This window comes from Gordonia sp. ABKF26 (assembly GCF_041103195.1).
In the GTDB taxonomy this organism is placed as follows: Bacteria; Actinomycetota; Actinomycetes; order Mycobacteriales; family Mycobacteriaceae; genus Gordonia; species Gordonia terrae.
On record NZ_JBGCVZ010000003.1, the window covers coordinates 3,459,351 to 3,481,841 of the forward strand.

At 69.7% G+C, this 22,491-nt stretch carries 15 protein-coding genes; 4 read left to right on the forward strand and 11 right to left on the reverse strand.

Translation table 11 applies throughout. The annotated features are described in order from the left end of the window. Positions 1 to 135 precede the first annotated feature (135 nt). From AB4Z55_RS15970 to aspS, 4 genes are all read right to left on the reverse strand, one after another. A complete protein-coding gene (locus tag AB4Z55_RS15970) occupies positions 136 to 1,041 on the reverse strand; it encodes a transglutaminase family protein (protein WP_004019012.1) in 906 nt (301 codons plus the stop codon). Further along, positions 1,038 to 3,743 carry a circularly permuted type 2 ATP-grasp protein gene (locus AB4Z55_RS15975; protein WP_354559574.1) on the reverse strand — a complete coding sequence of 902 codons (2,706 nt, stop codon included), beginning with the start codon at positions 3,741 to 3,743 and terminating at the stop codon, positions 1,038 to 1,040. Before AB4Z55_RS15975 ends, AB4Z55_RS15970 begins: the two co-directional genes overlap by 4 nt. Further along, entirely contained in the window at positions 3,740 to 7,225 is a 3,486-nt protein-coding gene (locus AB4Z55_RS15980) for a DUF2126 domain-containing protein (RefSeq protein WP_369520068.1), read from the reverse strand. The genes AB4Z55_RS15975 and AB4Z55_RS15980 overlap by 4 nt, the downstream gene beginning before the upstream one ends. Before the next feature lie 98 nt (positions 7,226 to 7,323). Further along, a complete protein-coding gene (aspS, locus tag AB4Z55_RS15985; protein WP_239403935.1) occupies positions 7,324 to 9,156 on the reverse strand; it encodes an aspartate--tRNA ligase in 1,833 nt (610 codons plus the stop codon). A 140-nt stretch (positions 9,157 to 9,296) separates the two neighbouring features. Here aspS and AB4Z55_RS15990 point away from each other — a divergent pair, with 140 nt between their 5' ends. Continuing rightward, positions 9,297 to 10,160, forward strand: coding sequence for a neutral zinc metallopeptidase (locus tag AB4Z55_RS15990; protein WP_239403936.1), 864 nt, complete (start codon positions 9,297 to 9,299; stop codon positions 10,158 to 10,160). Positions 10,161 to 10,170: 10 nt separating this feature from the next. Beyond that, the gene (locus AB4Z55_RS15995) at positions 10,171 to 11,844 is read left to right on the forward strand and encodes a DUF885 domain-containing protein (protein WP_354559578.1); all 1,674 of its coding nucleotides are present in this window, start codon (positions 10,171 to 10,173) and stop codon (positions 11,842 to 11,844) included. A 16-nt stretch (positions 11,845 to 11,860) separates the two neighbouring features. On the opposite strand, the gene AB4Z55_RS16000 is transcribed toward AB4Z55_RS15995, so the two are convergent. Further along, the gene (locus tag AB4Z55_RS16000) at positions 11,861 to 12,676 is read right to left on the reverse strand and encodes an SDR family oxidoreductase (protein ID WP_354559579.1); all 816 of its coding nucleotides are present in this window, start codon (positions 12,674 to 12,676) and stop codon (positions 11,861 to 11,863) included. Then, the gene (locus tag AB4Z55_RS16005) at positions 12,673 to 13,350 is read right to left on the reverse strand and encodes a hypothetical protein (RefSeq protein WP_239403939.1); all 678 of its coding nucleotides are present in this window, start codon (positions 13,348 to 13,350) and stop codon (positions 12,673 to 12,675) included. The genes AB4Z55_RS16000 and AB4Z55_RS16005 overlap by 4 nt, the downstream gene beginning before the upstream one ends. A gap of 113 nt (positions 13,351 to 13,463) precedes the next feature. Between AB4Z55_RS16005 and AB4Z55_RS16010 the strand changes: the two genes are divergently transcribed. Beyond that, positions 13,464 to 14,135 (forward strand): TetR/AcrR family transcriptional regulator, encoded by a 672-nt coding sequence (locus AB4Z55_RS16010; protein WP_004018778.1) that lies wholly within the window; start codon positions 13,464 to 13,466, stop codon positions 14,133 to 14,135. 15 nt (positions 14,136 to 14,150) lie between these two features. On the opposite strand, the gene hisS is transcribed toward AB4Z55_RS16010, so the two are convergent. Together hisS and AB4Z55_RS16020 are read right to left on the reverse strand one after the other, a co-directional pair. Then, the gene (gene hisS / locus AB4Z55_RS16015) at positions 14,151 to 15,416 is read right to left on the reverse strand and encodes a histidine--tRNA ligase (RefSeq protein WP_004018779.1); all 1,266 of its coding nucleotides are present in this window, start codon (positions 15,414 to 15,416) and stop codon (positions 14,151 to 14,153) included. After that, entirely contained in the window at positions 15,413 to 16,153 is a 741-nt protein-coding gene (locus AB4Z55_RS16020; RefSeq protein ID WP_354559581.1) for an MBL fold metallo-hydrolase, read from the reverse strand. The genes hisS and AB4Z55_RS16020 overlap by 4 nt, the downstream gene beginning before the upstream one ends. Positions 16,154 to 16,363: 210 nt before the next feature. Between AB4Z55_RS16020 and AB4Z55_RS16025 the strand changes: the two genes are divergently transcribed. Next, entirely contained in the window at positions 16,364 to 17,284 is a 921-nt protein-coding gene (locus AB4Z55_RS16025) for a peptidylprolyl isomerase (RefSeq protein ID WP_033203425.1), read from the forward strand. A 391-nt stretch (positions 17,285 to 17,675) separates the two neighbouring features. Here AB4Z55_RS16025 and AB4Z55_RS16030 read toward each other — a convergent pair whose 3' ends face one another. The 3 genes from AB4Z55_RS16030 to AB4Z55_RS16040 form a co-directional block, all read right to left on the reverse strand. Then, entirely contained in the window at positions 17,676 to 20,060 is a 2,385-nt protein-coding gene (locus tag AB4Z55_RS16030) for a bifunctional (p)ppGpp synthetase/guanosine-3',5'-bis(diphosphate) 3'-pyrophosphohydrolase (RefSeq protein ID WP_239403941.1), read from the reverse strand. Positions 20,061 to 20,169: 109 nt separating this feature from the next. Continuing rightward, positions 20,170 to 20,745 carry an adenine phosphoribosyltransferase gene (locus AB4Z55_RS16035; protein WP_004018784.1) on the reverse strand — a complete coding sequence of 192 codons (576 nt, stop codon included), beginning with the start codon at positions 20,743 to 20,745 and terminating at the stop codon, positions 20,170 to 20,172. Between the two features lie 16 nt (positions 20,746 to 20,761). After that, on the reverse strand, positions 20,762 to 22,483 hold the full coding sequence (locus tag AB4Z55_RS16040) for an ABC transporter substrate-binding protein (RefSeq protein WP_239403942.1): 1,722 nt from the start codon (positions 22,481 to 22,483) through the stop codon (positions 20,762 to 20,764). Between the last annotated feature and the right edge of the window lie 8 nt (positions 22,484 to 22,491).

A 22,491-nucleotide genomic window follows, 5' to 3' on the forward strand; every position in this document is an offset into this window, starting at 1 on the left:
CTACCCGTTGCAACGATGTCGCAACAGCACTGTTCGTTCATCTGTACCACGTCGCGATCGGGGCGTCAGCAGATCGGGCACCGAACACGGTGTGGCACAGCGGGTTACCGCATGGGTCGCGGAACCGTGTCCGATTCAGCCCGGCGCGGGGCCATCCGCCGGGCTCACGTCCACCGACACCTCGATCCGGCTCTTGGTGGAGTCGGTGTAGATGACCCCGCGCAGCGGCGGCACGTCGTCGTAGTCGCGTCCCCAGGCGACCGTGACGTGGCGTTCGTCGACCAGCTTGTCGTTGGTCGGGTCGAAGGGCAGCCAGCGGCCGTCGGGCATCCAGACCGCAGCCCACGCGTGGCTGGCATCCGCGCCGAAGACCTTCTCCGTGCCGGGCGGCGGCTCGGTCGCGAGATACCCCGACTCGTACCTCGCCGCGAGGCCCTGCGACCGCAGGCAGGCGATCGCGACGCGGGCGAAGTCCTGGCAGACGCCCTCGCGCCGCTGCAGGACCGTGTCGACCCGGGTGGTGATGGCCGTCGACCCCGAGCGGTAGGTGAAGTCGGCGAAGATCCGTGAGGTGAGTTCGGTGACGGCCTCGACCAGCGGCCGGCCCGGGGTGAAGACCCCGGCGGCGTACTCGTGGACCGCGGGGGTGATCTCCGGCCGCTCCAGATCCAGGACGAACTCGGCGGCCAGGGCACCCTCCCGGCCGTCGACGGCGGCCGGACGTGCCTGCTCCCACGGGGTACGGGCGGCCGGGCTCAGGAGGACACCCGGGTCCACCGGGTCCACCTCGACGACGGACCGCGCGGTGACGGTGAGCTCGCGATGCGACGTCCGCACGTGGAAGTAGCTGTCGTGGTTGCCATAGACGTCGAGCCCCGTCGACCGGTCGTCGGGCTCGGGTTCGATCTCCAGCGACGTCGAATGCACGCGCTGCCCGGGCAGGTCACGCGGCGTCAGGTGGCACCGCCCGTACGACGACGACACGTCGTCGTCGTAGGTGTAGGTGGTCCGGTGCATGACGCGGTAGGTGCGCGAACTCACGACTCCCCACCGGCCCAGATCGGTCGCGCCTGACGGGGGGTGGCGAAGCGGGTCCGGGTCAGCAGGTCGGAGAGTTCGCGCGCACCGGTGCGCAGCGTCGTCATCAGTTCGACGAGTTCGGGACGGCGCCGCTCGGTGTCGACGTGCACGAGATCCACGGGGTCGCTTCGCCGGAGCTCGGCGATCATGTCCTGGACGGCGCGTTCGGCCCCGGCCGACCGCAGGGTCTCCGGCACCGAGGACAGGGCTGAGTTCAACCGCTCCAGTGAGAAGATCATCGACCTCGGATTGGTCGGGTCGAACAGCAGCAGCTCGGCGACGCCGGCCGGCTGGTACAGACCGCGGTTGCGGCGCCGGTAGATGATGGACGACTCGTTGGCCACCAGGTACGACTCCAGCAGCGCCTGCTCGACGTCGGTGTCCTGCGCGTCGGCGAACATCGCGAGCGTGAGGTCGGCGAGGGTCACCGCCCGCTCGATGCGCCGGCCGACATCCATGAACATCCAGCCCGGGTCGTGCACCATCGACTCGGCCTGTAGTCCGGTGAGGGCCAGCACACCGTGCAGGATCTCGTCGTGCGCGCGGGCCAGGTCGGGGCCGAGGTCGAGCGCGGCGTCGCCTGCGCCCGCCTCGGCCCGCGACCGGACGACCAGCCTCGTCGTGCTCGCCATGACGCGTTCGACCGGGGCGAGCACCATCCAGGTGCTCGTCGACATCTGGTCCCGGACCGCCCGGGCCGTACTGATGAGCCGGTCGATCGAATACGCGATGGTCCCGGGCACCGACCGCGACACGGTGAGGTCGGCGATCTTCTCGATCGCCTCGTTCACCTGCTCGGGCGACGGCGGCCGGTCCGACCCCGACATCAGCAGCCCGGCGGTGTCGAGGTAACGCGCGGTGCCGGTCACCGTGGCGACGGCATGCAGCAGCCGCGGTACCGCCGGCGTGCCGGACATCCACGGCCGATACTGGAAGTCTTGATAGCGCTCGCGGGAGACCTTCGCCAGTCGGGTCACGAGCTCGGTCCGCTCGCCGTAGCGGCCGAGCCAGAACAGGTCCGCCAGCACTCGTGGGCTGGCCGCGGCCGCGACGTCGGAGTACTCGCGCGTCACCGGACGGCCCGCCGCAGCGCCTGCGACGACCTCGGCGGCCGGCTCGGTGCGGGTCTCCGGACGGCGCGAGACGTGCCCGCCCACCTCGGTGCTGGTGACCCAGACGTCCTTGGCGGCGATCACGTGGTGGGCGGCGCCCTCCACCCCGTCGGCGAGGACCGCCCCCAGCCCGCCGGGCATCACCGCGTAACCGGGACCCTGCGCCACGCTGAAGGCGCGCACCGACACCGGCGCCGCACGAAGCGGCGCCTGCGACCCGCCCGGAGCGCTGCCGGGGGTGACCGTGGGGGCCACCGAGAACGCCTCGAGTTCGCGCGCGACCCACTGCCAGGTCTGCGCCTCGATCCGGGCGGCGAGGTCGGCGCGCTCGGACGCGGCGAGCAGCGGGCCGATGACTTCCTCTCCCGTGCACGTGTCGGTCAGCACGAGGGACGCCAATCGATCGCGGATCAGGCTGCGCTGCAGCGGATCTCCCGCCCAGTAGGTGGTGACCGAACCCAGTTTCAGCTCCTCGTCGAGCAGGACCGGCGCCAGCCGCTCCAGCACGGTGTGCAGAGCCGGGTTCTCCAGCACTCCCGAACCGAGCGTGTTGAGGACCGTCACCGTGCCGCGCGAGATCGCCTCGACCAGACCGGCGACACCGAGCTGGGAGTCCGTTCGCAGGTCCAGCGGGTCGGCGTAGGCGGCGTCGATCCGCCGCAGCAACACGTCCACACGCTTGTACCGACCGAGCGACCGCATGTACACCGCACCGTCGCGGACGGTGAGATCGGCGCCCTCGACGAGCGGGAAGCCGAGCACCGAGGCGAGGTAGGCCTGGTCGAAGGCGGTCTCGGACATGCTGCCGGGACTGAGGACCGCCACCGTCGGATCGTCGACCCCCGGCGGGGCGTATTCGGTGAGCGCGAGGCGCATGGTGCCGGCGAAGTTGGCCATCGGCCGGGGCGCGCACGCCTGGAACAGCTGCGGGAAGGTCTTCGACATCAGCCGGCGCCCGGCGATCGCGTAGCCGACCCCCGACGGCGCCTGCGTGCGGTCGCGGTATGCGACGAAGTCGCCGTCAGCGGTGCGTGAGATGTCGACCGCATGCAGGAACAGCGCATGGGGTCCGGCGACCTCCAGACGGGCTGCCTTCCGGATGTACCCGGGGTGTCCGAAGACCATCTCGGGTGCGACGAGTCCGGCGGCGATCGTCTTCTGGTCGCGGTAGAGGTCGCGCAACAGCAGGTCCAGCAGCATCGACCGCTGCGTGACGGCCTTCTCGAGTTCGGCCCACTCGACTCCGTCGACGACCAGCGGCACCGCGTCGACCTCCCAGTCGCGGGTCACGGTGTCGTGGCCGTCGAACTCGTTGTAGACCACGCCGTCGTCGCTCACCGCGGCCGCCAGGCGCGCCGCGGAGCCCCGGAGCCGGTCGGTGCCGCGCAACCGGTAGATGCGGGCGAGGTCCGCCCACGCCGGACGGATCGCCCCACCGGGTTCGAGGAGTTCGTCGTAGGATTCGACCGGCCGGTCCGGGTCGAAGAGGGTCTGGCCCGCGGCGCGGTAGCGGTCGAACACCGCGGAGGCGTCGCCCGGCGAAGAGATCACCGAAGAACTGTACGTGCCCGCCGGAGGTCGAGGACTCCGGGCACCCCGAAGTCGATGGCCTGCCGGGACGCTCGCTCGCGCAACAGTCCGACGTCGACGGTGCCGGTGGTGTGTCCGGCCGCCTCGAACCGCCCGTTGCGGCGCGACTCGGCCTCGACCGCGTTGACCGGCGGACGGTCGTAGGCCCGTCCGCCGGGATGGACGACGTGATAGGTGGCGCCACCCACCGACCGGCCGTTGACCGTGTCGATCAGATCGAAGGTGAGCGGGGTGTCGATGGTGATCGTCGGATGCAGCGAACTCGGCGGCTGCCAGGCCCGGAACCGGATCCCGGCGACGCGTTCCCCGGTGCGCCCCGTGGCCCGCAGCGGGATCGGAAAACCATTGCATGTCAACAAGTATCGAACGTCCTCACCACCCAGGACCCGCACCTGCACCCGCTCGACGGACGAGTCGACATAACGAGCGGTGCCGGTTCCGGTCGACTCCTCCCCCAGCGTGTTCCACGGCTCGATGGCACTGCGCAGCTCGATCTCCTGGTCTCGGATCTGCACGGTCCCCAGACGCGGGAACCGGAACTCGGTGAACGGGTCCAGCCACGCGGTCTCGAACGGGTAGCCCGCCTCACGGAGCTCCTCGGCGACGAGCGCGATGTCGGCGATCACGTAGTGCGGCAACAGGTGTTTGCCGTGCAGGTCGCCACCGTGGCGGATGAGCCGGGCGCGATAGGGCTTCTCCCAGAACCAGGACACCAGGCTGCGCACGAGCAGCGACTGGACCATCGCCATCCGATGGTGCGGCGGCATCTCGAACGCCCGCAGTTCCAGCAGACCCAGCCGCCCGCGCACCGAGTCGGGGCTGTAGAGCTTGTCGATGCAGAACTCGGCCCGGTGGGTGTTGCCGGTGATGTCGGTCAGCAGGTGCCGCAGGGCCCGGTCGGTGACCCAGGGATTGGGTGGCGCCCCGTCGAATCGCCCGCCGACGGTGTCCTTGACCGCCAGCCGGTCGATCTCGGCGAAGGCGATCTCCAACTCGTAGAGCGCCGACTCGCGCCCCTCGTCGACGCGGGGTGCCTGCGACGTGGTGCCGATGAACCGGCCGGAGAACAGGTACGACAGCGCGGGATGCCGCTGCCAGTAGGTCAGCATCGACACCAGCAGATCGGGGCGGCGCAGCATCGGTGAGTCGGCGGGCGTGACGCCGCCGAGGGTGATGTGGTTACCACCGCCGGTCCCGCCGTGGCTGCCGTCCAGGTCGAAACTCTCGGTGCCCAGACGCACATGTCGCGCATGGTCGTACAGCGACTCGAGCAGTTCGGACTGCTCGGCGAAACTCCCGGTCGGCTGGATGTTGACCTCGACGACACCCGGGTCCGGCGTGACCGACAACGACACCAGGCGCGGGTCGGCGGGCGGTCCGTATCCCTCGACGACGACCGGTGTCGACGTCGCGGCAGCGGCGTCCTCGACGAGTTCGACGATCGCGAGGTACTCCTCGAGGGTCGAGGTCGGCGGCATGAACACATGGACGACGCCACCACGCACCTCGGCGACCAGGGCGGTGCGGGGCAGGAACTGGACGGGGTCGACATCGCGGACGGCGTGGCCCAACGCCGTCGACGGGTCGGCCGGCAGGTCCTCGTGGCGCGCGGACGGGTCGGCTTCGAAGAGCGTCGGAGCCGGACCCCACGAGAGCGAGTTGAGCGGCAGCCGCAGGCCGGCCGGTGAGGTGCCCGGGGTCAGCACGATGCGCCCCCGCCGGGTCGTCCACACCGCGCTCTGCCACGCGGTCCGATCCTCCGATCGACTCAACGGCACCAGGTGCGCACACGGCTCGGTGACCGCGGCGTCGAGCCGGGCGATCAGCGCCCGCCTGCGGGCGACGGAATCCGTTGCCGGCGCGAGGCTCTGGTCGTCCTCGCCGTCCGTCGAGTCCGCGTCGACGATGATGTCGGCCTGCGCGAAGGCGCGCGCGGCGGGGAGGGTGGGGTCGGTACCGGGATCACCGGGGGGCATCGCGGCGAGTTCACGCATCCGCACCAGCGGATCCTCGTAGGCCGGCATCACCTGCCCGGCCGGAAGACCGAGCGCCGCCGCGAACGCGGTGAGCAGTTCCCGCGCCGGGCCGGCATCGCCGGTGATCTCCGGATCCGGACCGTGGGTCTCGGTCTCGATGGCGGCCGCGCACTGCTCCGGCGTCGCCCACGGGTCGGCGAGCAGACCCGGGTCCCGCCAGATCGGCAGACCGTCACTGCGCCACAGGAGTTCGAGCTGCCAGCGCGGGAGCGGTTCGCCGGGGTACCACTTGCCCTGGCTGCGCCGGATCAGGCCATCGGGCGCGTAAGCCTTCTGCAGTCGACCGGCAAGCCGCCCGGCCAGCAGCCGTTTGTGGGGACCGTCCGCGGCCGTCCGCCACTCCGGGTCCGTCTGGTTGTCGATGGACACGAACGTCGGCTCGCCGCCCATCGTCAGGCGCACGTCGTTGCGATCCATCCGCTCGTCGACCAGCGCGCCGAGATCGGTCACCCGGTTCCACTGTTCCGCGGTGTAGGGCAGCGTGACCCGCGGGTCCTCGTGGAAGCGGGTCACCGTGTTGGTGAAGTCGAGCGTCGCGTGGCACGGACCGGTCGAACCGGTGATCGGCGCGGCACCGACCGGATGCGGGGTGGCCGCCAGCGGGATGTGTCCCTCGCCGGCGAACAGGCCCGACGTCGGGTCCAGGCCCACCCAGCCGGCACCGGGTAGGTACACCTCGGTCCACGCGTGCAGGTCGGTGAAGTCGGCGTCGGGACCCGACGGTCCGTCGAGGGCCTTGACGTCGGAGGTCAGCTGGACGAGGTAGCCGGAGACGAAACGCGCCGCGAACCCGAGCTCGCGCAGGAGTGCGACCAACAGCCAGGCCGAGTCGCGGCAGGATCCGATGGCGCTGGAGAGCGTGTACTCGGGCGACTGCACGCCCGCCTCGAGCCGAACGGTGTAGCCGACGGCGTCGCGGACCGCGGCATTGAGACCTACGAGAAAGTCGATGACCCGCGTCCGGCCCGCCGGCCGGTGCTTCGCCGCGAACCTCGCGATCTCCGGATGTACTGGCGCGCCCGCGAATTCACCCTCGGTGACGCCGGCGGGACGGAGGAAGATCTCCAGGTCGCGGCGCAGTTCGGCGGGATAGTCGAACCCGTAGAACTCGGCCCACTCCTCGATGAAGAAGTCGAACGGGTTGATCGCGGTGAGATCCGCGACGAGACTCACGGTGATCCCGAGGGAGGTCGAGGGTTCCGGGAACACCAGGCGCGCCAGGTAATTGCTGAACGCGTCCTGCTGCCAGTTCAGGAAATGCGCACCGGGTTCGACGGTGAGCGAGTAGGCCTCGATGGGCGTGCGCGAGTGCGGCGCCGGACGCAGGCGGACGACGTGGGGGTAGATCTTGGCCGGCCGATCGAACGAGTACACCGTCCGGTGCTCGAGTGCGACCTTGATCGTCATGCTGGGAATCTCATCACAGATGACCGGCGGGCGCCGGGTGGCGAGCACCACCGTCGGATGGCGGTGGCCGAACTCACGTCCGGCCACCGCATTTCGGGTCAGACCGAGGTGCTCCCGGCGTCCTTCTGCCCGGCGTCCTTCTGATCGGCGTCCTTCTGATCGCCGCCCCGCGGTGCGGGCTTGGCGTCGATCCCCGATTCCTTGCGCTGCTGCGCGGTGATCGCCGCGGGCGCGTCGGTCAGCGGGTCGACGCCGCCGCCCGACTTCGGGAAGGCGATCACCTCGCGGATGGACGATTCACCGGCGAGCAGTGCGGTGATGCGGTCCCAGCCGAAGGCGATGCCGCCGTGGGGCGGTGCGCCGTAGGCGAAGGCGTCGAGCAGGAAGCCGAACTTCTCCTGGGCCTCGTCGTGGCCGATGCCCATGATCTCGAAGACGCGCTCCTGCACGTCCCGTCGATGGATACGGATCGATCCGCCGCCGATCTCGTTGCCGTTGCACACGATGTCGTAGGCGTAGGCCAGCGCCGAACCGGGATCGGACTCGAGGGCGTCGACCGACTCCGGCTTCGGCGAGGTGAATGCGTGGTGCACCGCGGTCCAGGCCGAATGTCCCAGTGCGACATCACCGGACGCGGTCGCCTCGGCGGCCGGCTCGAACATCGGCGCGTCGACGACCCAGGTGAACGCCCAGTCGCCGTCCTTGATGAGACCGAGCTTCGAGGCGATCTCGCCGCGCGCCGCGCCGAGGAGCGCGCGGGTCGACTTCACCTCTCCTGCCCCGAAGAACACACAGTCACCGGGCTGCGCACCGACGTGGGCGGCCAGACCGGCGCGCTCGTCGTCGGACAGGTTCTTGGCGACCGGACCCGACAGCGTGCCGTCTTCGGCGATCAGGACGTACGCGAGGCCCTTGGCGCCGCGCTGCTTGGCCCATTCCTGCCAGGCGTCGAGCTGACGACGCGGCTGCGACGCGCCGCCGGGCATGACCACGGCGCCGACGTACGGCGCCTGGAACACGCGGAACGGGGTGTTCGTGAAGTACTCGGCACACTCCACGAGTTCGATGCCGAAGCGCAGATCCGGCTTGTCCGAACCGAATCGGCGCATCGCGTCGGCGTAGGTCATCCGCGGGATCGGGGTCGAGATGTCGACACCGATGAGCTTCCACAGGGCGGTCAGGACCTCTTCGGCGACCGCGATGACGTCGTCCTGGTCGACGAAGCTCATCTCGATGTCGAGCTGGGTGAACTCGGGCTGCCGGTCGGCCCGGAAGTCCTCGTCGCGGTAACAGCGTGCGATCTGGTAGTAGCGCTCCATACCTGCCACCATCAGCAACTGCTTGAACAGCTGCGGGCTCTGCGGCAGTGCGTAGAACGTACCCGGCTGCAGGCGCGCGGGCACCAGGAAGTCACGCGCACCCTCCGGGGTGGACCGGGTCAGCGTGGGGGTCTCGATCTCGGTGAAGTCATGCGCGGCGAGCACCCCACGCGCGGCCGCATTCGCCTTCGAGCGCAGACGCAGGGCAGCACTCGGGCCCTCGCGGCGGAGGTCGAGGTAGCGGTGGCGCAACCGCGCCTCCTCACCCGGCGACTCGTCGAGCTGGAACGGCAGCGGTGCCGACTCGTTGAGGACCTCGAGTCCGACGGCGTTGATCTCGATCTCGCCGGAACTCAGGTTGGGGTTCTCGCTGCCCTCGGGTCGTACCTCGACGACACCGGTCACCGCGACGCAGTATTCGGCGCGCAGACGGTGGGCGGCCGAAGCGACAGACTCGTCGCGGAAGACCACCTGGACGAGTCCGGTGGCGTCACGCAGGTCGATGAAGACCACGCCACCGTGGTCGCGACGGCGTGCGACCCACCCGGCGACGGTGACGGTCTGCGACGCGTCGGCGCGGCGCAGCGAACCTGCGGAATGCGTGCGGAGCACTGAGAATCCTTCCAACGTCGAAATCGGTCGGCAGAAACGCAGACCAGGTGTCCATGGTGCCGTATCCACGACCCGGGGCGTCAATCGCATACCTCCGCGACTGCGCCGAGGGCGGGTGCCGATCGTGCCAGAATGGCCGCGTGACCTTCCAAGGCAGCGGATCGATCGACACCGGCAACGTCTCCGGCGGCGGCGGGGGCGGTGGCGGTGGCGGCCGGATCGCGCTGGGCGGTGGCGCCGGGCTCCTCATCACGATCGTCGCGCTGTTCTTCGGCGTGAATCCCGGCGACCTGCTCGGCTCCGGCGGTCCGGCGCCCGGGACGTCGTCCGACGCGGCGCAGATCCAGCAGCAACTGGACTCGTGCACCTACGAGATGGCCAACGAGAACACGATCTGCCGGATCAAGGCGACCACCGTGAGCGTCGACTCGGTGTGGTCGGACCTCTGGCCCGAGTACGAGGCACCGCAGACGGTCATCTTCGCCGACGCGGTGAACACCGGGTGCGGCCCGGCCAGTTCGGCGACGGGCCCGTTCTACTGCCCCGCCGATTCGACGGCGTACTTCGACCCGACGTTCTTCGCCCAACTCCGCCGCATGGGCGGCAGCGACGGGCCCCTCGCGCAGGAGTACGTGGTGGCCCACGAGTACGGGCATCACGTCCAGAACCTCACCGGCGCCCTGGCGAAGGGGCAGCGGATGGGTTCGCAGGGGCCGCGATCGGGTTCGGTCCGGGTCGAGCTGCAGGCCGACTGCCTCGCCGGGGTGTGGGCCCACCACGCCGACGACGGCCCCGACGCACTGCTCGCACCGATCACCGAGGAACAGATCGCCGGCGTGATCCAGACCGCGAAGGCCATCGGCGACGACACCATCCAGGGTCCGGGGTCCAATCCCGAGGGGTGGACCCACGGTTCGGCCGCGCAGCGCACGCGCTGGTTCTCCGTCGGCTACCAGGGCGGCGACCCGGATCGCTGCGACACCTTCGCCACCGACGACCTGTGAACCCCGGCCTGTGAACCCCACCGACACCGTCGGCGCGCGTCGGCCCACCACCGTCGACGCGATCGCCGAGGCGCACCTCGACCGGCTGTGCACGCTGAATCCGCTCTTCGCCACCGAGATCGGCCACGGCGAGCACGACGACCGGATGACCGACTTCTCCGCGCAGGGGTGCGCCGAACGCGCCGAGGTCGCCGCCGGAACGCTGTCCGCGCTGGCCGACGCCGACATCACCGATCCGATCGACCGCGTCACCGTCGCCACCATGAGCGCCTCACTGCGTCGTGAGCTCGCGCTCGCCGACGCCGGCGAGCACATCGGCGAATGCAACGTCATCGCGTCCCCGCTGCAGGCACTGCGCGACGTCTTCGACCTCATGCCCACCGACACCCGTGAACAGCGCGAGATCTTCCTGTCCCGGCTCACCGCCATCCCGGCCTCGCTGACCGGCGTCGTCGACGGTCTGGCCCATCGCCTTCGGCACGGCCCACCGCCGGCACGCCGGCAGGTGGAAGCCGTCGCCCGCCAGGCGGATTCGGCGGCCGACGCCATCGGCGGCGCCACCGGGCCGATCGCTGCGGACACGGCGCTGGCCGGCACGCTCGCAACCGCGCTCGACGCCGCACGCACCTCGTTCGGGACGTTCGCCCACTACCTGCGCACCGAGGTTCTCGATCACGCCCTCGACGACGACGCCGTCGGCCGCGACCGGTATCTGCTGCACCTTCCCGCATATCTGGGCGCCGACGCCGATCCCGACGATGCGTACGCCTGGGCGATGACCCGCCTGCAGCAGATCATCGCCGAACAGCAGGAGATCGCCGAGGGACTGCTCCCCGGACAGGGCATCGGCGCGACCCTCGCCTGGCTGGACCGCCAGCCGCAGTATCGGATCCACGATCGCGCCGAGTTCGTCGACTGGATGCAGGCGACCTCCGACGCGGCGGTCACCGGCCTGTCGGGAATCCACTTCGACCTCCCGGCCCGGTTGTCCCGGCTCGAGTGCCGGCTGGCCCCCTCGTCGACCGGCATCATCTACTACACCCAGCCCAGCGCGGATCTGTCCCGGCCCGGCCGCATGTGGTGGGCGGTGCCCGACGACCAGACCGTCTTCCACACCTGGCAGGAGAAGACGACCGTCTACCACGAGGGCGTCCCCGGACACCACCTCCAGCTCGGCTCGGCGATCGTCGACCCCGACCTCAACTCCTGGCGCAAACTCGCCTCGTTCACCTCCGGTCATGGCGAGGGATGGGCCCTCTACGCCGAGCGCCTCATGGACGAACTCGGCTGGCTCGAGGATCCCGGCGACCGAATGGGGATGCTCGACTCGCAGCGGCTGCGGGCAGCGCGGGTCGTCGTCGACATCGGGGTGCACTGCCGACTGCCCGCGCCGGAGTCGCTCGGTGGGGGCATCTGGGATGCCGACAAGGCGTGGGCGTTCCTGACCTCGTCGGTCGCGATGGATCACTCGGTGTTGCGCTTCGAACTCGACCGCTATCTGGGCTGGCCCGGTCAAGCCCCCTCCTACGCCCTCGGCCAGCGCGTCTGGGAACAGACCCGCACGGCCGCACTCCGCCTGCACCCGGAGTGGACCCTCAAGGACTTCCATTCGCGCGCACTGGCTCTCGGCGGTGTCTCGCTGGATGTGCTCGCGGCCGAGGTCGCCGGCCGGCCCGCGAGCTGAGGCGGCCCGGCACCGTTCAGGACGCCCGACTGCGGTCCAGGTACGCCTGCCGCTGCCCCTCGTCGAACGCGCCGTAGTCCGCGCCCCCGACGAACCGCTTGAGGCGCCACATGATCGGCGACGGGATGAGGTCCTCGAGGATGCCGATCGGCGCGAGGTAACGCGGGACGGTGACCTCCCCGCGCCCGTGCTCGACACTGGCGACGATCGCGGCTGCCACGTCGGCCGGTTCGAGGGTCGGCTGCAACCGCAGGCGAACGCCAGCGGTCAGATCGGTGTGGGTGGCCGCGGGCAGGACGGTCGTCATCGTGACGCCGGTCCCGGTGAGTTCGGCGCGTATCGCCTTCGAGAAGGCGACCACGCCGAACTTCGACGCGCAGTAGGTCGCGATCCCCGGCGTGGTGACCTTGCCCGCCATCGACGACACGTTGACGATGTGGCCGCGCCCGCGCTCGATCATCCCGGGTAGCACCAGGTGCGTGCCGGTGACGACCGCTCCGAGATTGATCGCCAACTCACGGTGCAGTCCGGCGAGATCCTGGTCGACCAGTCGCCCCATGTGCTGGATCCCGGCGTTGTTGACGAGCATGTCGATCGGTCCCGTCGACTTCGCGGCGTCGACGAAGGCGGCGAACGAGTCGGCGTCGGTGACGTCGACGTGCACCGCGTGGGCCCGGCGCCCGAGTCGCTCGGCCGTGGCGGTCGCGGCGTCGAGGTCGCGGTCGCCGATCCACACGGTCGCGCCGCGCTCGACGAGGGCGGCGGCGGTGGCGGCACCGATACCGCGGGCTCCCCCGGTGACGCACACCCGCGCGCCCTGGAGTGCGATCACAGCGGGCTGCCGATCGGGTGGCGCAGGGCGAAGTACGCGATCAGGCGGATCTCACCGCTGCTCCGGAACAGCAGTGCCCGGCCGAGGTACACGCCGGGGACGAGTTCGACGATCTCGTCGCGCGTCTTGCGGATCGGAAACGTGCGGACTCCCGGATTCTTGTACTTCGGCACCCCGTAGTCGAGCGCGCGCACGCGCACCTTCGGCTCGATCAGTCCGAGGCTCGGCTCGTGCTCGAAATGGAATCCCTCCATCTCGCCGTCGACCGGGCGCAGGCCGAGGTATCCGGCGGTGATGATCGGCATCACCAGCGCCGCGATCGGCGACAGCCGGTTGAGGCCGGTTCCCGACCGCTGGTCGAAGGACTTGCCCCGCCACGTCGGATCGATCTTCATCAGCGGGTTGGCAAGGGCGGCTTCGGGAATCCCGAACAGCTTGCCCACGATCAGTCCCTCCAGCCTGCCGTCGAGGCCTTGCGGGTCACTTCCGGCACCGAAGAGCGTCGAGAGCGCCTCCCGGTCGTCGCGGTCACCGAGCTGCCGAAGGAAGCCCCATGCCTCGCAGCGCGCCCGGAGGGGGCTGTGATCGGCGAGGCTCCGCAGTTCGGCCAGCATCTGGAGCTCCGTCGGGCTCGCCTCGTCGACATCTCGTGCGGTGTTCAGCTCTGCGCTCATTACATCTCCCATCTGGCACTGTGTCGTGCCACTTAATGTGGTACCAGAATGTGCCAGATGGAGTGCGGGCTGTCAATGGCCGCTCCCGTGTGGAGGGATGGAAGGATGAGCCGGTGAGTTCGACCAGCACCGACCGCAGCTATGGCGGCGAATCTGCGGCCGGACGGACGGCGCGACGGCGCGCTGCTCTCGTCGATGCCGCGTCGACGGTGATGTCCGACGGTCGGTGGCGGGCCGCGACGGTCGCGGGTCTCTGCACCGACGCGCAACTCAACAAGCGCTACTTCTACGAGAGTTTTCCGGATCTCGACGCCCTGGCCGATGCGGTGATCGACGACATCTCCGGCGAGGTGGTCCAGGCGGCGGTCGGCGCCTACCTCGGCCTCCTCGACCGTCCGCTCGCCGACCAGGCCCGCGGTGCCGTCGACGCGGTCGTCGGCGTCCTGGGCACCGACCGACGCAAGGCGCGGATCCTGCTGGGCGGTGCGGCCGGGACCCCCGCCGCGGATGAACGGCGCACCGAGGCGATGACGGGTCTGACCGCCGTGCTGATCGAGCACGCACGGACCATCCACGACGTCGAACTCGAGGCCGACTCGCTGGCGCGGACCGCCCCCGCCTTCGTGATCGGGGGAAGCGCCCAGGCGATCCTCGCGTGGGCCGAGGGGACCCTGCCGGTCTCCCGGGCCGATCTCGTCGACGACATCAGCGCCCTGTGGCTCGCGCTGGGTACCGCCGCGAGCGAACTCGCCCGCGCACGACTGGAGTCCGGCAGGGTGGAGTGATCCGGGCCGGGCGGCTCAGCCCAGCAGGCGACCGACCTCGGCGACGACCTCGTCGAGAGCCACCCGGTGCTGTTCACCGTTGCTCAGGTCCTTGATCTCCAGCTGCCGCTCGGCGAGTTCGTTCTCGCCGAGCACCAGAGCCAGGCGTGCCCCCGAGCGGTCGGCCGCCTTCATCGCGCCCTTGAGGCCACGATCGCCGTAGGCGAGATCGATGCTGATCCCGGCGGCGCGCAAAGCGCCTGCGACGCCGACGAGTTCGGCCTTTGCCGCCGTGCCGAGCGGCACTCCGAAGACCTGGCAGCGAGCCGCCTCGGTGCCCGCCACACCCTCGGCTTCCAGCGCGAGCATGGTGCGGTCGACGCCGATCCCGAATCCGATACCGGAGAGGTCCTGCTTGGCGCCGAGCTGTCGCATCAGTCCGTCATAGCGGCCGCCGCCGCCGATGCCCGACTGCGCACCGAGCCCGTCGTGGACGAATTCGAACGTGGTCTTCGTGTAATAGTCCAGCCCGCGGACGAGGCGCGGATTGATCTCGTAGACCACCCCGAGTCGGTCGAGGTGCGCGAGCACGAGATCGAAGTGCGCCTTGGCGTCCTCGGACAGGTAGTCGATGAGCAGCGGTGCACCCGCGGTCGCCGCCTTGATCTCGGGACGCTTGTCGTCGAGGACCCGCAGCGGGTTGATCTCGGCGCGCATACGGGTCGCCTCGTCGAGGTCGAGACCGAACAAGAACTCCTGCAACGCTTCTCGATACCGCGGACGGCTCTCGTCGTCACCGAGCGAGGTGATCTCGAGCCGGAACCCCGTCAGACCGAGGCGCCGATAACCCTCGTCGGCGATCGCGATGACCTCGGCGTCGAGCGCCGGGTCGTCGACGCCGATCGCCTCGACCCCGACCTGCTGCAGCTGACGGTAACGACCGGTCTGCGGTTTCTCGTATCGGAAGAACGGCCCGGCGTAGCAGACCTTCACCGGCAGCTGACCACGGTCGAGTCCGTGCTGGATGACCGCACGCACCACACCGGCGGTGCCCTCCGGACGCAACGTCACCGACCGGTCGCCGCGGTCGGCGAAGGTGTACATCTCCTTGCTCACCACATCGGTCGACTCGCCGACCCCACGCGCGAACAGTGCGGTGTCCTCGAACACCGGCAACTCGATGTGGCCGTAGCCGGCACGACGCGCCGCGTCGGTGAGCGTGTCCCGGACCCTCCGGAAGTCCGCCGAGTTCGGCGGGAAGTAGTCCGGGATGCCCCGGGGGGCCTGAAATGCTCCGCTCACAGTCCGTGTCGTCCCTTCGGTCGTGTGCTCTCGCTGTCGCGTCCGGCCAGGAAGGGATTGCTCGCGCTCTCCTGGCCGATCGTGGTCTGGGGTCCGTGCCCGGGCAGCACCAGTGTCTCCGCGGGCAGCGGCAGCAGTTTCGCCGCGATCGAGTCGAGCAACTGCTGATGGTTGCCACCGGGCAGATCCGTCCGTCCGATCGACCCGGCAAAGAGTACGTCACCGGCGAAGCAGACCCCGACGACCGCGGGCGTGTCGGCTCCGGCCTGGTCGCGGGCCTCGTCCGGGACGTCGACCTCGACGCCGAGCAGCACCGAACCCTGCGTGTGTCCGGGCGCGAGATCGACCGAGAACGAGATCCCGGCCAGTTCCACCGGCTCGCCGTCGGCGAAGGCGATCACCTTCTCCGGCTCGGTGAACACCTCGTCGCCGATCATCGCGCCCAGGGCCCGCCCGATTCCCAGACCGGGGTCGGCGAGCATCGGACGGTCCGCGGGGTGGATGTAGGCCGGGATGGAGTACTCGTCGCAGAGCTCCGTCGCGTTCCAGGTGTGGTCGAGATGACCGTGGGTGAGGAGAACCGCCACCGGGGTGAGGTCGTGTTCGGCGAGCAATTCGCGCACCCGGGGCGCCGCGTCCTGACCCGGGTCGATGATCACCGCGTCCGATCCCGCCTCGGCGGCGACGATGTAACAGTTCGTCTGGAACATCCCGGCGGGAAATCCGGTGATGAGCATGATGCTCCTCGGGTCGGCACGGACAGGACGACGCGCACACGTCGATGTCCATTGTTGCGTAGGCGGCATGGCTCGCCACCCGCCGCACCCTGTTCTCAGGTACAACTGGCACACTTGCCCCCGAGTAAGTGACATCCACGACGATGTCGGCACACCCATGCCGGCAGACCGTCGGCACTGGAGTGCCGGGATTCAGGAGGATTCACCCGCGTGTCCACCAATGAGGAGCGCCGTGAGGCGGCGAAGCGGAAGCTCGAAGAACGCCTCGAGACCGAGCGACGCGCCCGGCGCAAGCGGAAGATCGTCATCGCCTCCGTCTCGACCGCGGTCGTGGTGGCCGTCGTCGCGGGCGTGACAGCCGTCGTGGTGAAGAAGATCATGGACGACCGCGAGGCCGCCCGCTGGACGACCTGCGCCTACGAGGACTCCCCGAGCCGCTTCGACCAGCTACCCGACCAGGTGCCGGACACCGTTCCGGCCGAGCAGCGGCCGCAGTACCAGGCCGAGCTCGACGAGCTGAAGGCTGCCGCCAAGAACGAGCGGACCTCCCCCAAGCCGGACGAACGGGTCCTCAAGTCGGGCACCGAACAGGCCACCTTCGTCACCACCCAGGGCACCCTGCCGATCACGCTCGAACGCGACGGCGCCCCGTGCAACACCGCGGCGGTCACCTCCCTGATCGAGAACAAGTTCTACGACGACTCGACCTGTCACCGCATGACCACCAGCGAGACGCTGAAGATCCTGCAGTGTGGCGACCCCACCGGAACCGGCATGAGCGGGCCCGGCTGGACGAGCCCGGACGAGCCGCCGACCGACCTGCAGCCCGCCGGACAACCCGATCCGCAGACCGGTTCCGCGCCCGTCACCTACCCGCGCGGCACGATCGCGATCGCCAACAGCAGCCAGGGCGGTCAGAATCCGAACACCGGCTCGAGCCAGCTCTTCATCGTCATCAACGACAGCCAGCTCGGCCCGGACTACTCGATCGTCGGCAAGGTCGACGAGCCCGGACTCGCGGTGCTCGACAAGGTCTACGCCGGCGGCATCAACCCCGGACCGGTCGGCAGCCAACCGGGCGACGGCGAGCCCAAGCTCCCCGTGACCATCGAGACGGCCACCATCAACTAGGCCGACCTATGTCGACGAGCCACCGCTCGCTGAGGTGCGAGGAGTGTTGGCGGCCAACGCTTTCGGAAGCAACCCACCTCTGCTCACCAATCCGAGAGAAGCGGCCCGCCATTGCTCCCTGAGGTGCGAGCGAAGCGAGCCACGAAGGGCATGGTGACCCTTCGAGGCTCGTCGCTTGCGCTCCTCACACCTCAGGGAGCAGAGAGAGGGTCGCTTGCGCTCCTCACACCTCAGGGAGCAGAGGGAGGATCGCTTGCGCTCCTCACACCTCAGGGAGCAGAGGGAGGATCGCTTGCGCTCCTCACACCTCAGCACCTGCGGCCTGGCGACCCTCGTGGGCCACGAAAGACCTTCCCCGATGCCCCCGATTTGGTGACCGCCCACGTCGCGATCAGGCGGCCGAGGTCACCCGATAGACGTCATAGACACCCTCGACGTTGCGCACGACGTTGAGGACGTGGCCGAGGTGCTTCGGGTCGCCCATCTCGAAGGTGAACTTGCTGATGGCGACCCGGTCGCGGCTCGTCGTGACCGACGCGGACAGGATGTTGACGCGTTCGTCGGCGAGCACCTTGGTCACATCCGACAGCAGACGGTGCCGGTCGAGCGCTTCCACCTGGATCGCCACAAGGAACACCGATTCCGGCGACGGGGCCCACGACACGTCGAGGATGCGTTCCTCCTGCTGGCGCAGCGATTCGGCGTTGGTGCAGTCGGTGCGGTGCACGCTGATCCCGCCGCCGCGCGTCACGAACCCCAGGATGTCGTCGCCGGGTACCGGGGTGCAGCACTTGGCGAGCTTGATCACGACGTTGTCGATGCCGTCGACCATCACACCGGCGTCGCCGCCCTGCCGCGACCGCGTCGGCATCGTCGACGGTGTCGACCGCTCGGCGATCGCTTCTTCGGCGTCCTCGATGCCACCCAGTGACGCGACCAGCCGGTTGACGACATGCCGTGCAGAGACATGGTTCTCGCCGACCGCGGTGTACAGCGCGGTCACGTCGGTGTAGCGCAGTTCGCGCGCGATCGCCGACATCGATTCCGCGCTGAGGAGCCGCTGGAGTGGCAGTCCGCCGCGTCTGACCTCCTTGGCGATGGCGTCCTTGCCTGCCTCGAGGGCCTCTTCGCGGCGCTCCTTGGCGAACCACTGCCGGATCTTGGCCTTGGCGCGCGGCGAGACCACGAAGGTCTGCCAGTCCTTCGACGGGCCCGCGGTCGGGGCCTTGGAGGTGAACACCTCCACGACCTCGCCGTTCTCGAGCGTGCGTTCCAGCGCGACCAGCCGGCCGTTGACGCGCGCGCCGATACAGCGGTGACCGACCTCGGTGTGCACCGCGTAGGCGAAATCGACCGGCGTCGACCCGGCGGGCAGCGTGATCACGTCGCCCTTCGGGGTGAACACGAAGATCTCGCGGACGGCGAGGTCGTAGCGCAGCGACTCGAGGAACTCACCCGGGTCCGCGGCCTCCCGCTGCCAGTCGAGCAGCTGACGCATCCAGGCCATGTCGTCGATCTCGGCGGTGTCCGACTTCTTGCCCGACTTGCGGTAACCGTTTTCTTTGTAACGCCAGTGCGCGGCGATCCCGAACTCGGCGGTGCGGTGCATCTCGTGCGTGCGGATCTGCACCTCGAGGGGTTTTCCCTCGGGACCGATCACGGTGGTGTGCAACGACATGTACACACCGAATCGCGGCTGGGCGATGTAGTCCTTGAAGCGACCTGCCATCGGCTGCCACAGCGAGTGCACCACGCCGACGGCGGCATAGCAGTCGCGGTCCTCCTCGCAGAGGATGCGCATGCCGACCAGGTCGTGGATGTCGTCGAAGTCGCGACCCTTGACGATCATCTTCTGATAGATCGACCAGTAGTGCTTCGGACGCCCTTCGACGGTGGCGTTGATGCGCGCGCCGGCGAGCGCGTTGTTGATGTCGGCGCGCACGCGGGCGAGGTAGGTGTCGCGGGACGGTGCGCGATCGGCGACGAGCCGGACGATCTCCTCGTACCGCTTGGGATGCAGGATGGCGAAGGACAGGTCCTCGAGCTCCCACTTGACCGTCGCCATACCGAGTCGATGTGCCAGTGGCGCAATGACTTCCAACGTCTCGCGAGCTTTTCGGGCCTGCTTCTCCGGCGGCAGGAAGCGCATCGTGCGCATGTTGTGCAGTCGGTCGGCCACCTTGATGACGAGAACGCGGGGGTCGCGCGCCATCGCGATGATCATCTTGCGGATGGTCTCGGCCTCGGCCGCACTGCCGAGGGCGACCTTGTCGAGTTTGGTCACGCCGTCGACGAGGTGGGCCACCTCCGGCCCGAAATCCTTCTCCAGTGCCTGCAGGGAATAGCCGGTGTCCTCCACCGTGTCGTGCAGGAGTGCCGCGATGAGCGTGGTGGTGTCCATGCCCAGATCGGCGAGGATCGTGGCGACCGCCAGCGGATGGGTGATGTAGGGATCGCCGGACTTGCGCTTCTGCCCGCTGTGCCGTTCGTCGGCGACGTCGTAGGCGCGCTGGAGCAGCGCGACATCAGCCTTCGGGTAGATCTCGCGGTGCAGGGTGACCAGCGGTTCGAGGACGGGGCGGACCTGGCTGCGGGTCGCGGTCATGCGGCGCGCGAGGCGTGCGCGCACCCGGCGCGACGCCGAGGCGGACGCGCCCGGCTGGATGGAACCCACCGCACCCGTGCCGCCGACCGGCCGGTCGGCGCTCTCGGGCGTCGTCCCGGCGTTCTCCGCGGGGGTCACGCCGCGCTGCGCCGTGTCGGATTCATCGGGCATCAGCGGTCCTCCTCACGGTTGTCTGTCGACACACGATGAGCCCATCGCGCCTGCCCGGGCGGGCTCAGACGATTCTAGTCGCGGTCCAGCCGTCACCGTGTCGACGCCGTCAGTCCGACGCGACCGCGTGGACGGGAACGTCCGGTCCGAGACCCCGGGCGATCGTGTCCCGGCCGCCGAGACCGGCGAGCTCCATGATCACCGCGACCCCGACGACCTGCGCACCGGCGCGGTGCAGCAATTCGGCCGCGGCCACCGCGGTCCCCCCGGTAGCGAGCACGTCGTCGACGAGCAGCACACGACGGCCGGTCAGGTTCAGGCCGTTCGCCGGGATCTCGAGCGTCGCCTGCCCGTATTCGAGGCTGTAGTCGACGGCGATGACCGGCGGCGGGAGTTTGCCTCCCTTGCGGACCGCGAGCACCCCGACCTCGAGCTCACGTGCGACCGCACCGCCCAGCAGGAAGCCGCGCGCATCGATGCCGGCCACGAGATCGATCGAGGAGCAACCGTGGGTCAGCGCAGTGACGATCGTCGACAGCCCCTCCGGGTCGGCGAGTACCGGGGTCAGGTCTTTGAATGCGATTCCGGGAGCCGGGAAGTCGTCCACGAGGCGAGCGTGTTCGGCGATGGCCGCCCGTGCTCGCGAGACCGCCTCCGCCGTACGTTCGGGCACGACACCACCCATCGGTTCACTCCCCTGCTCAGCCACGGATCGTCCACCGATCCATGTTCCATCCGGTGCCGTCGCGGCCCATCCCGGCCACCACGTTGCCCACCCGATCCTTCCATTGCCGCACCCGCGGTGCCGCGAAGAGGGGCACTGACGGCATCGTCGACCAGGTCGCGTTCTCGATGGACCGCGCCAGACGCAGCCGGTCGGGCGCCGAGACCGTCGTCGCGAGCTGATCGACCCCTCGACTCACCATCGGTTCCCGGATTCCGGACAAGTTCAACGGGTCCCCGCCGCGCAGGGCGTAGGCGTCGCGGCTCGGGTCGGCGGCGCCGGCCGCCGCGAACGACGCGCCACCGGCGACGATCAGGACGTCGGCGTCGCGGCCGAGCGCGTCGGGTCCGATGTCCGGTGACGACACGTCTTCGACCGCGAGGCCCGCGCCGCGACACGACGCCGCGATCGCCGCGGTCATCTGCTGCCACCGTGGTGTCGGCGCGACGTAGCCGATGCGCACCGTCCGGGTCGCGACGGCCGAGGTTGTCGTGTCACCGGTGGCCGAATCCTCGCCCTGGCCGGTCGCCGCCCGCACGAGTCCCCGCGCCCGTTCGATGTCGGGTCGCTGGTAGGCCTGACCGAATTCGGTGTTCATCTGGCCGGCGAGGTTGTCGGCGGGAGAGAGCACCCGCAGATTCCAGACCTGCGCACCTCCGCCGAAGTCGCGCGCCAGGTCGGCGCGCGGCACACACGAGGCGAACGCCCGTCGCGTGCGGACGTCGCCGAACACGCCGCGGCCGGCCAGGACGAGTTCTTCGACGCCGAGCGCGCGCGCCGGCGAGGCCGGCCCGGCTGCACCCGCGGATCCGGCGACATCACCGTCGACGAGGCCCGCCGTCACGTCGACGACGTCGAACCGTCCGTCGGGGAGCCGGCGGGTGGCGTCGGTACCGCGTCCCCAGACGACGATGCGCGAGGTCTCGGGCTTGTCACCCCACCATTTGTCGTTGGACACCAGGACGAGCCCGCCCGATCGCGAATACCGGTCGATGCGGTAGGGACCCGACGCCGGGTAGTGCGCGTGATCGACGGGGCCGAAACCCAGATCGAATCCGGTGTTCCACGCATCGGCGATGCGTCCGACGGCGGCCCGGTCCATTGCCCGGATCGGGTCGATGACGTCGGACAGTCCGGCCACGCGGGCCACGACGTGCGCCGGCATCAGTGTGCCGGCGCCGAAGAGGGAGAGCCAGTTGCGGTACTCACGCCCGGGCGCGAAGGTCACCGTCGCGCTCTTGTCGCCTGCCGCGCAGTCCACCGACTCGATGTCCCGGTATCCCGCGGTGGTCGCCGGGGTGAAGCCGGGCATCCGTCCACTCATCGCCGCCCAGGCCAGCAGGAGATCGTCGCAATCGAGGGCCACCCCGTCGGAGAAGGTCGCCTCGGGACGGAATTCGTAGCGCAGGGTCGGCGACCGGCCGGGGACCTGGGTGACCGTGCCGACGTCCCGATCGGGGATCACCTGACCGGCCGGGCCCAGCAGACTGAACCCGGGCAGCAACCGGGTGGTCGCCATCAGCACGCCGTCGGCGTTGCCGCCCACCGTGTTCGCGTTGTAGGTCGAGATCCGGGCGTCGACGACGTAGTCGATGGTCGGGGGCCCGTCGTCGCCGCATGCCGTCAGCAGCCCGGCGACCGAGACGACCCCGACAAGGAGGCTCAGGACCCTGACGAACTCCCGGCGCCGAACGATCACGTCGGAGA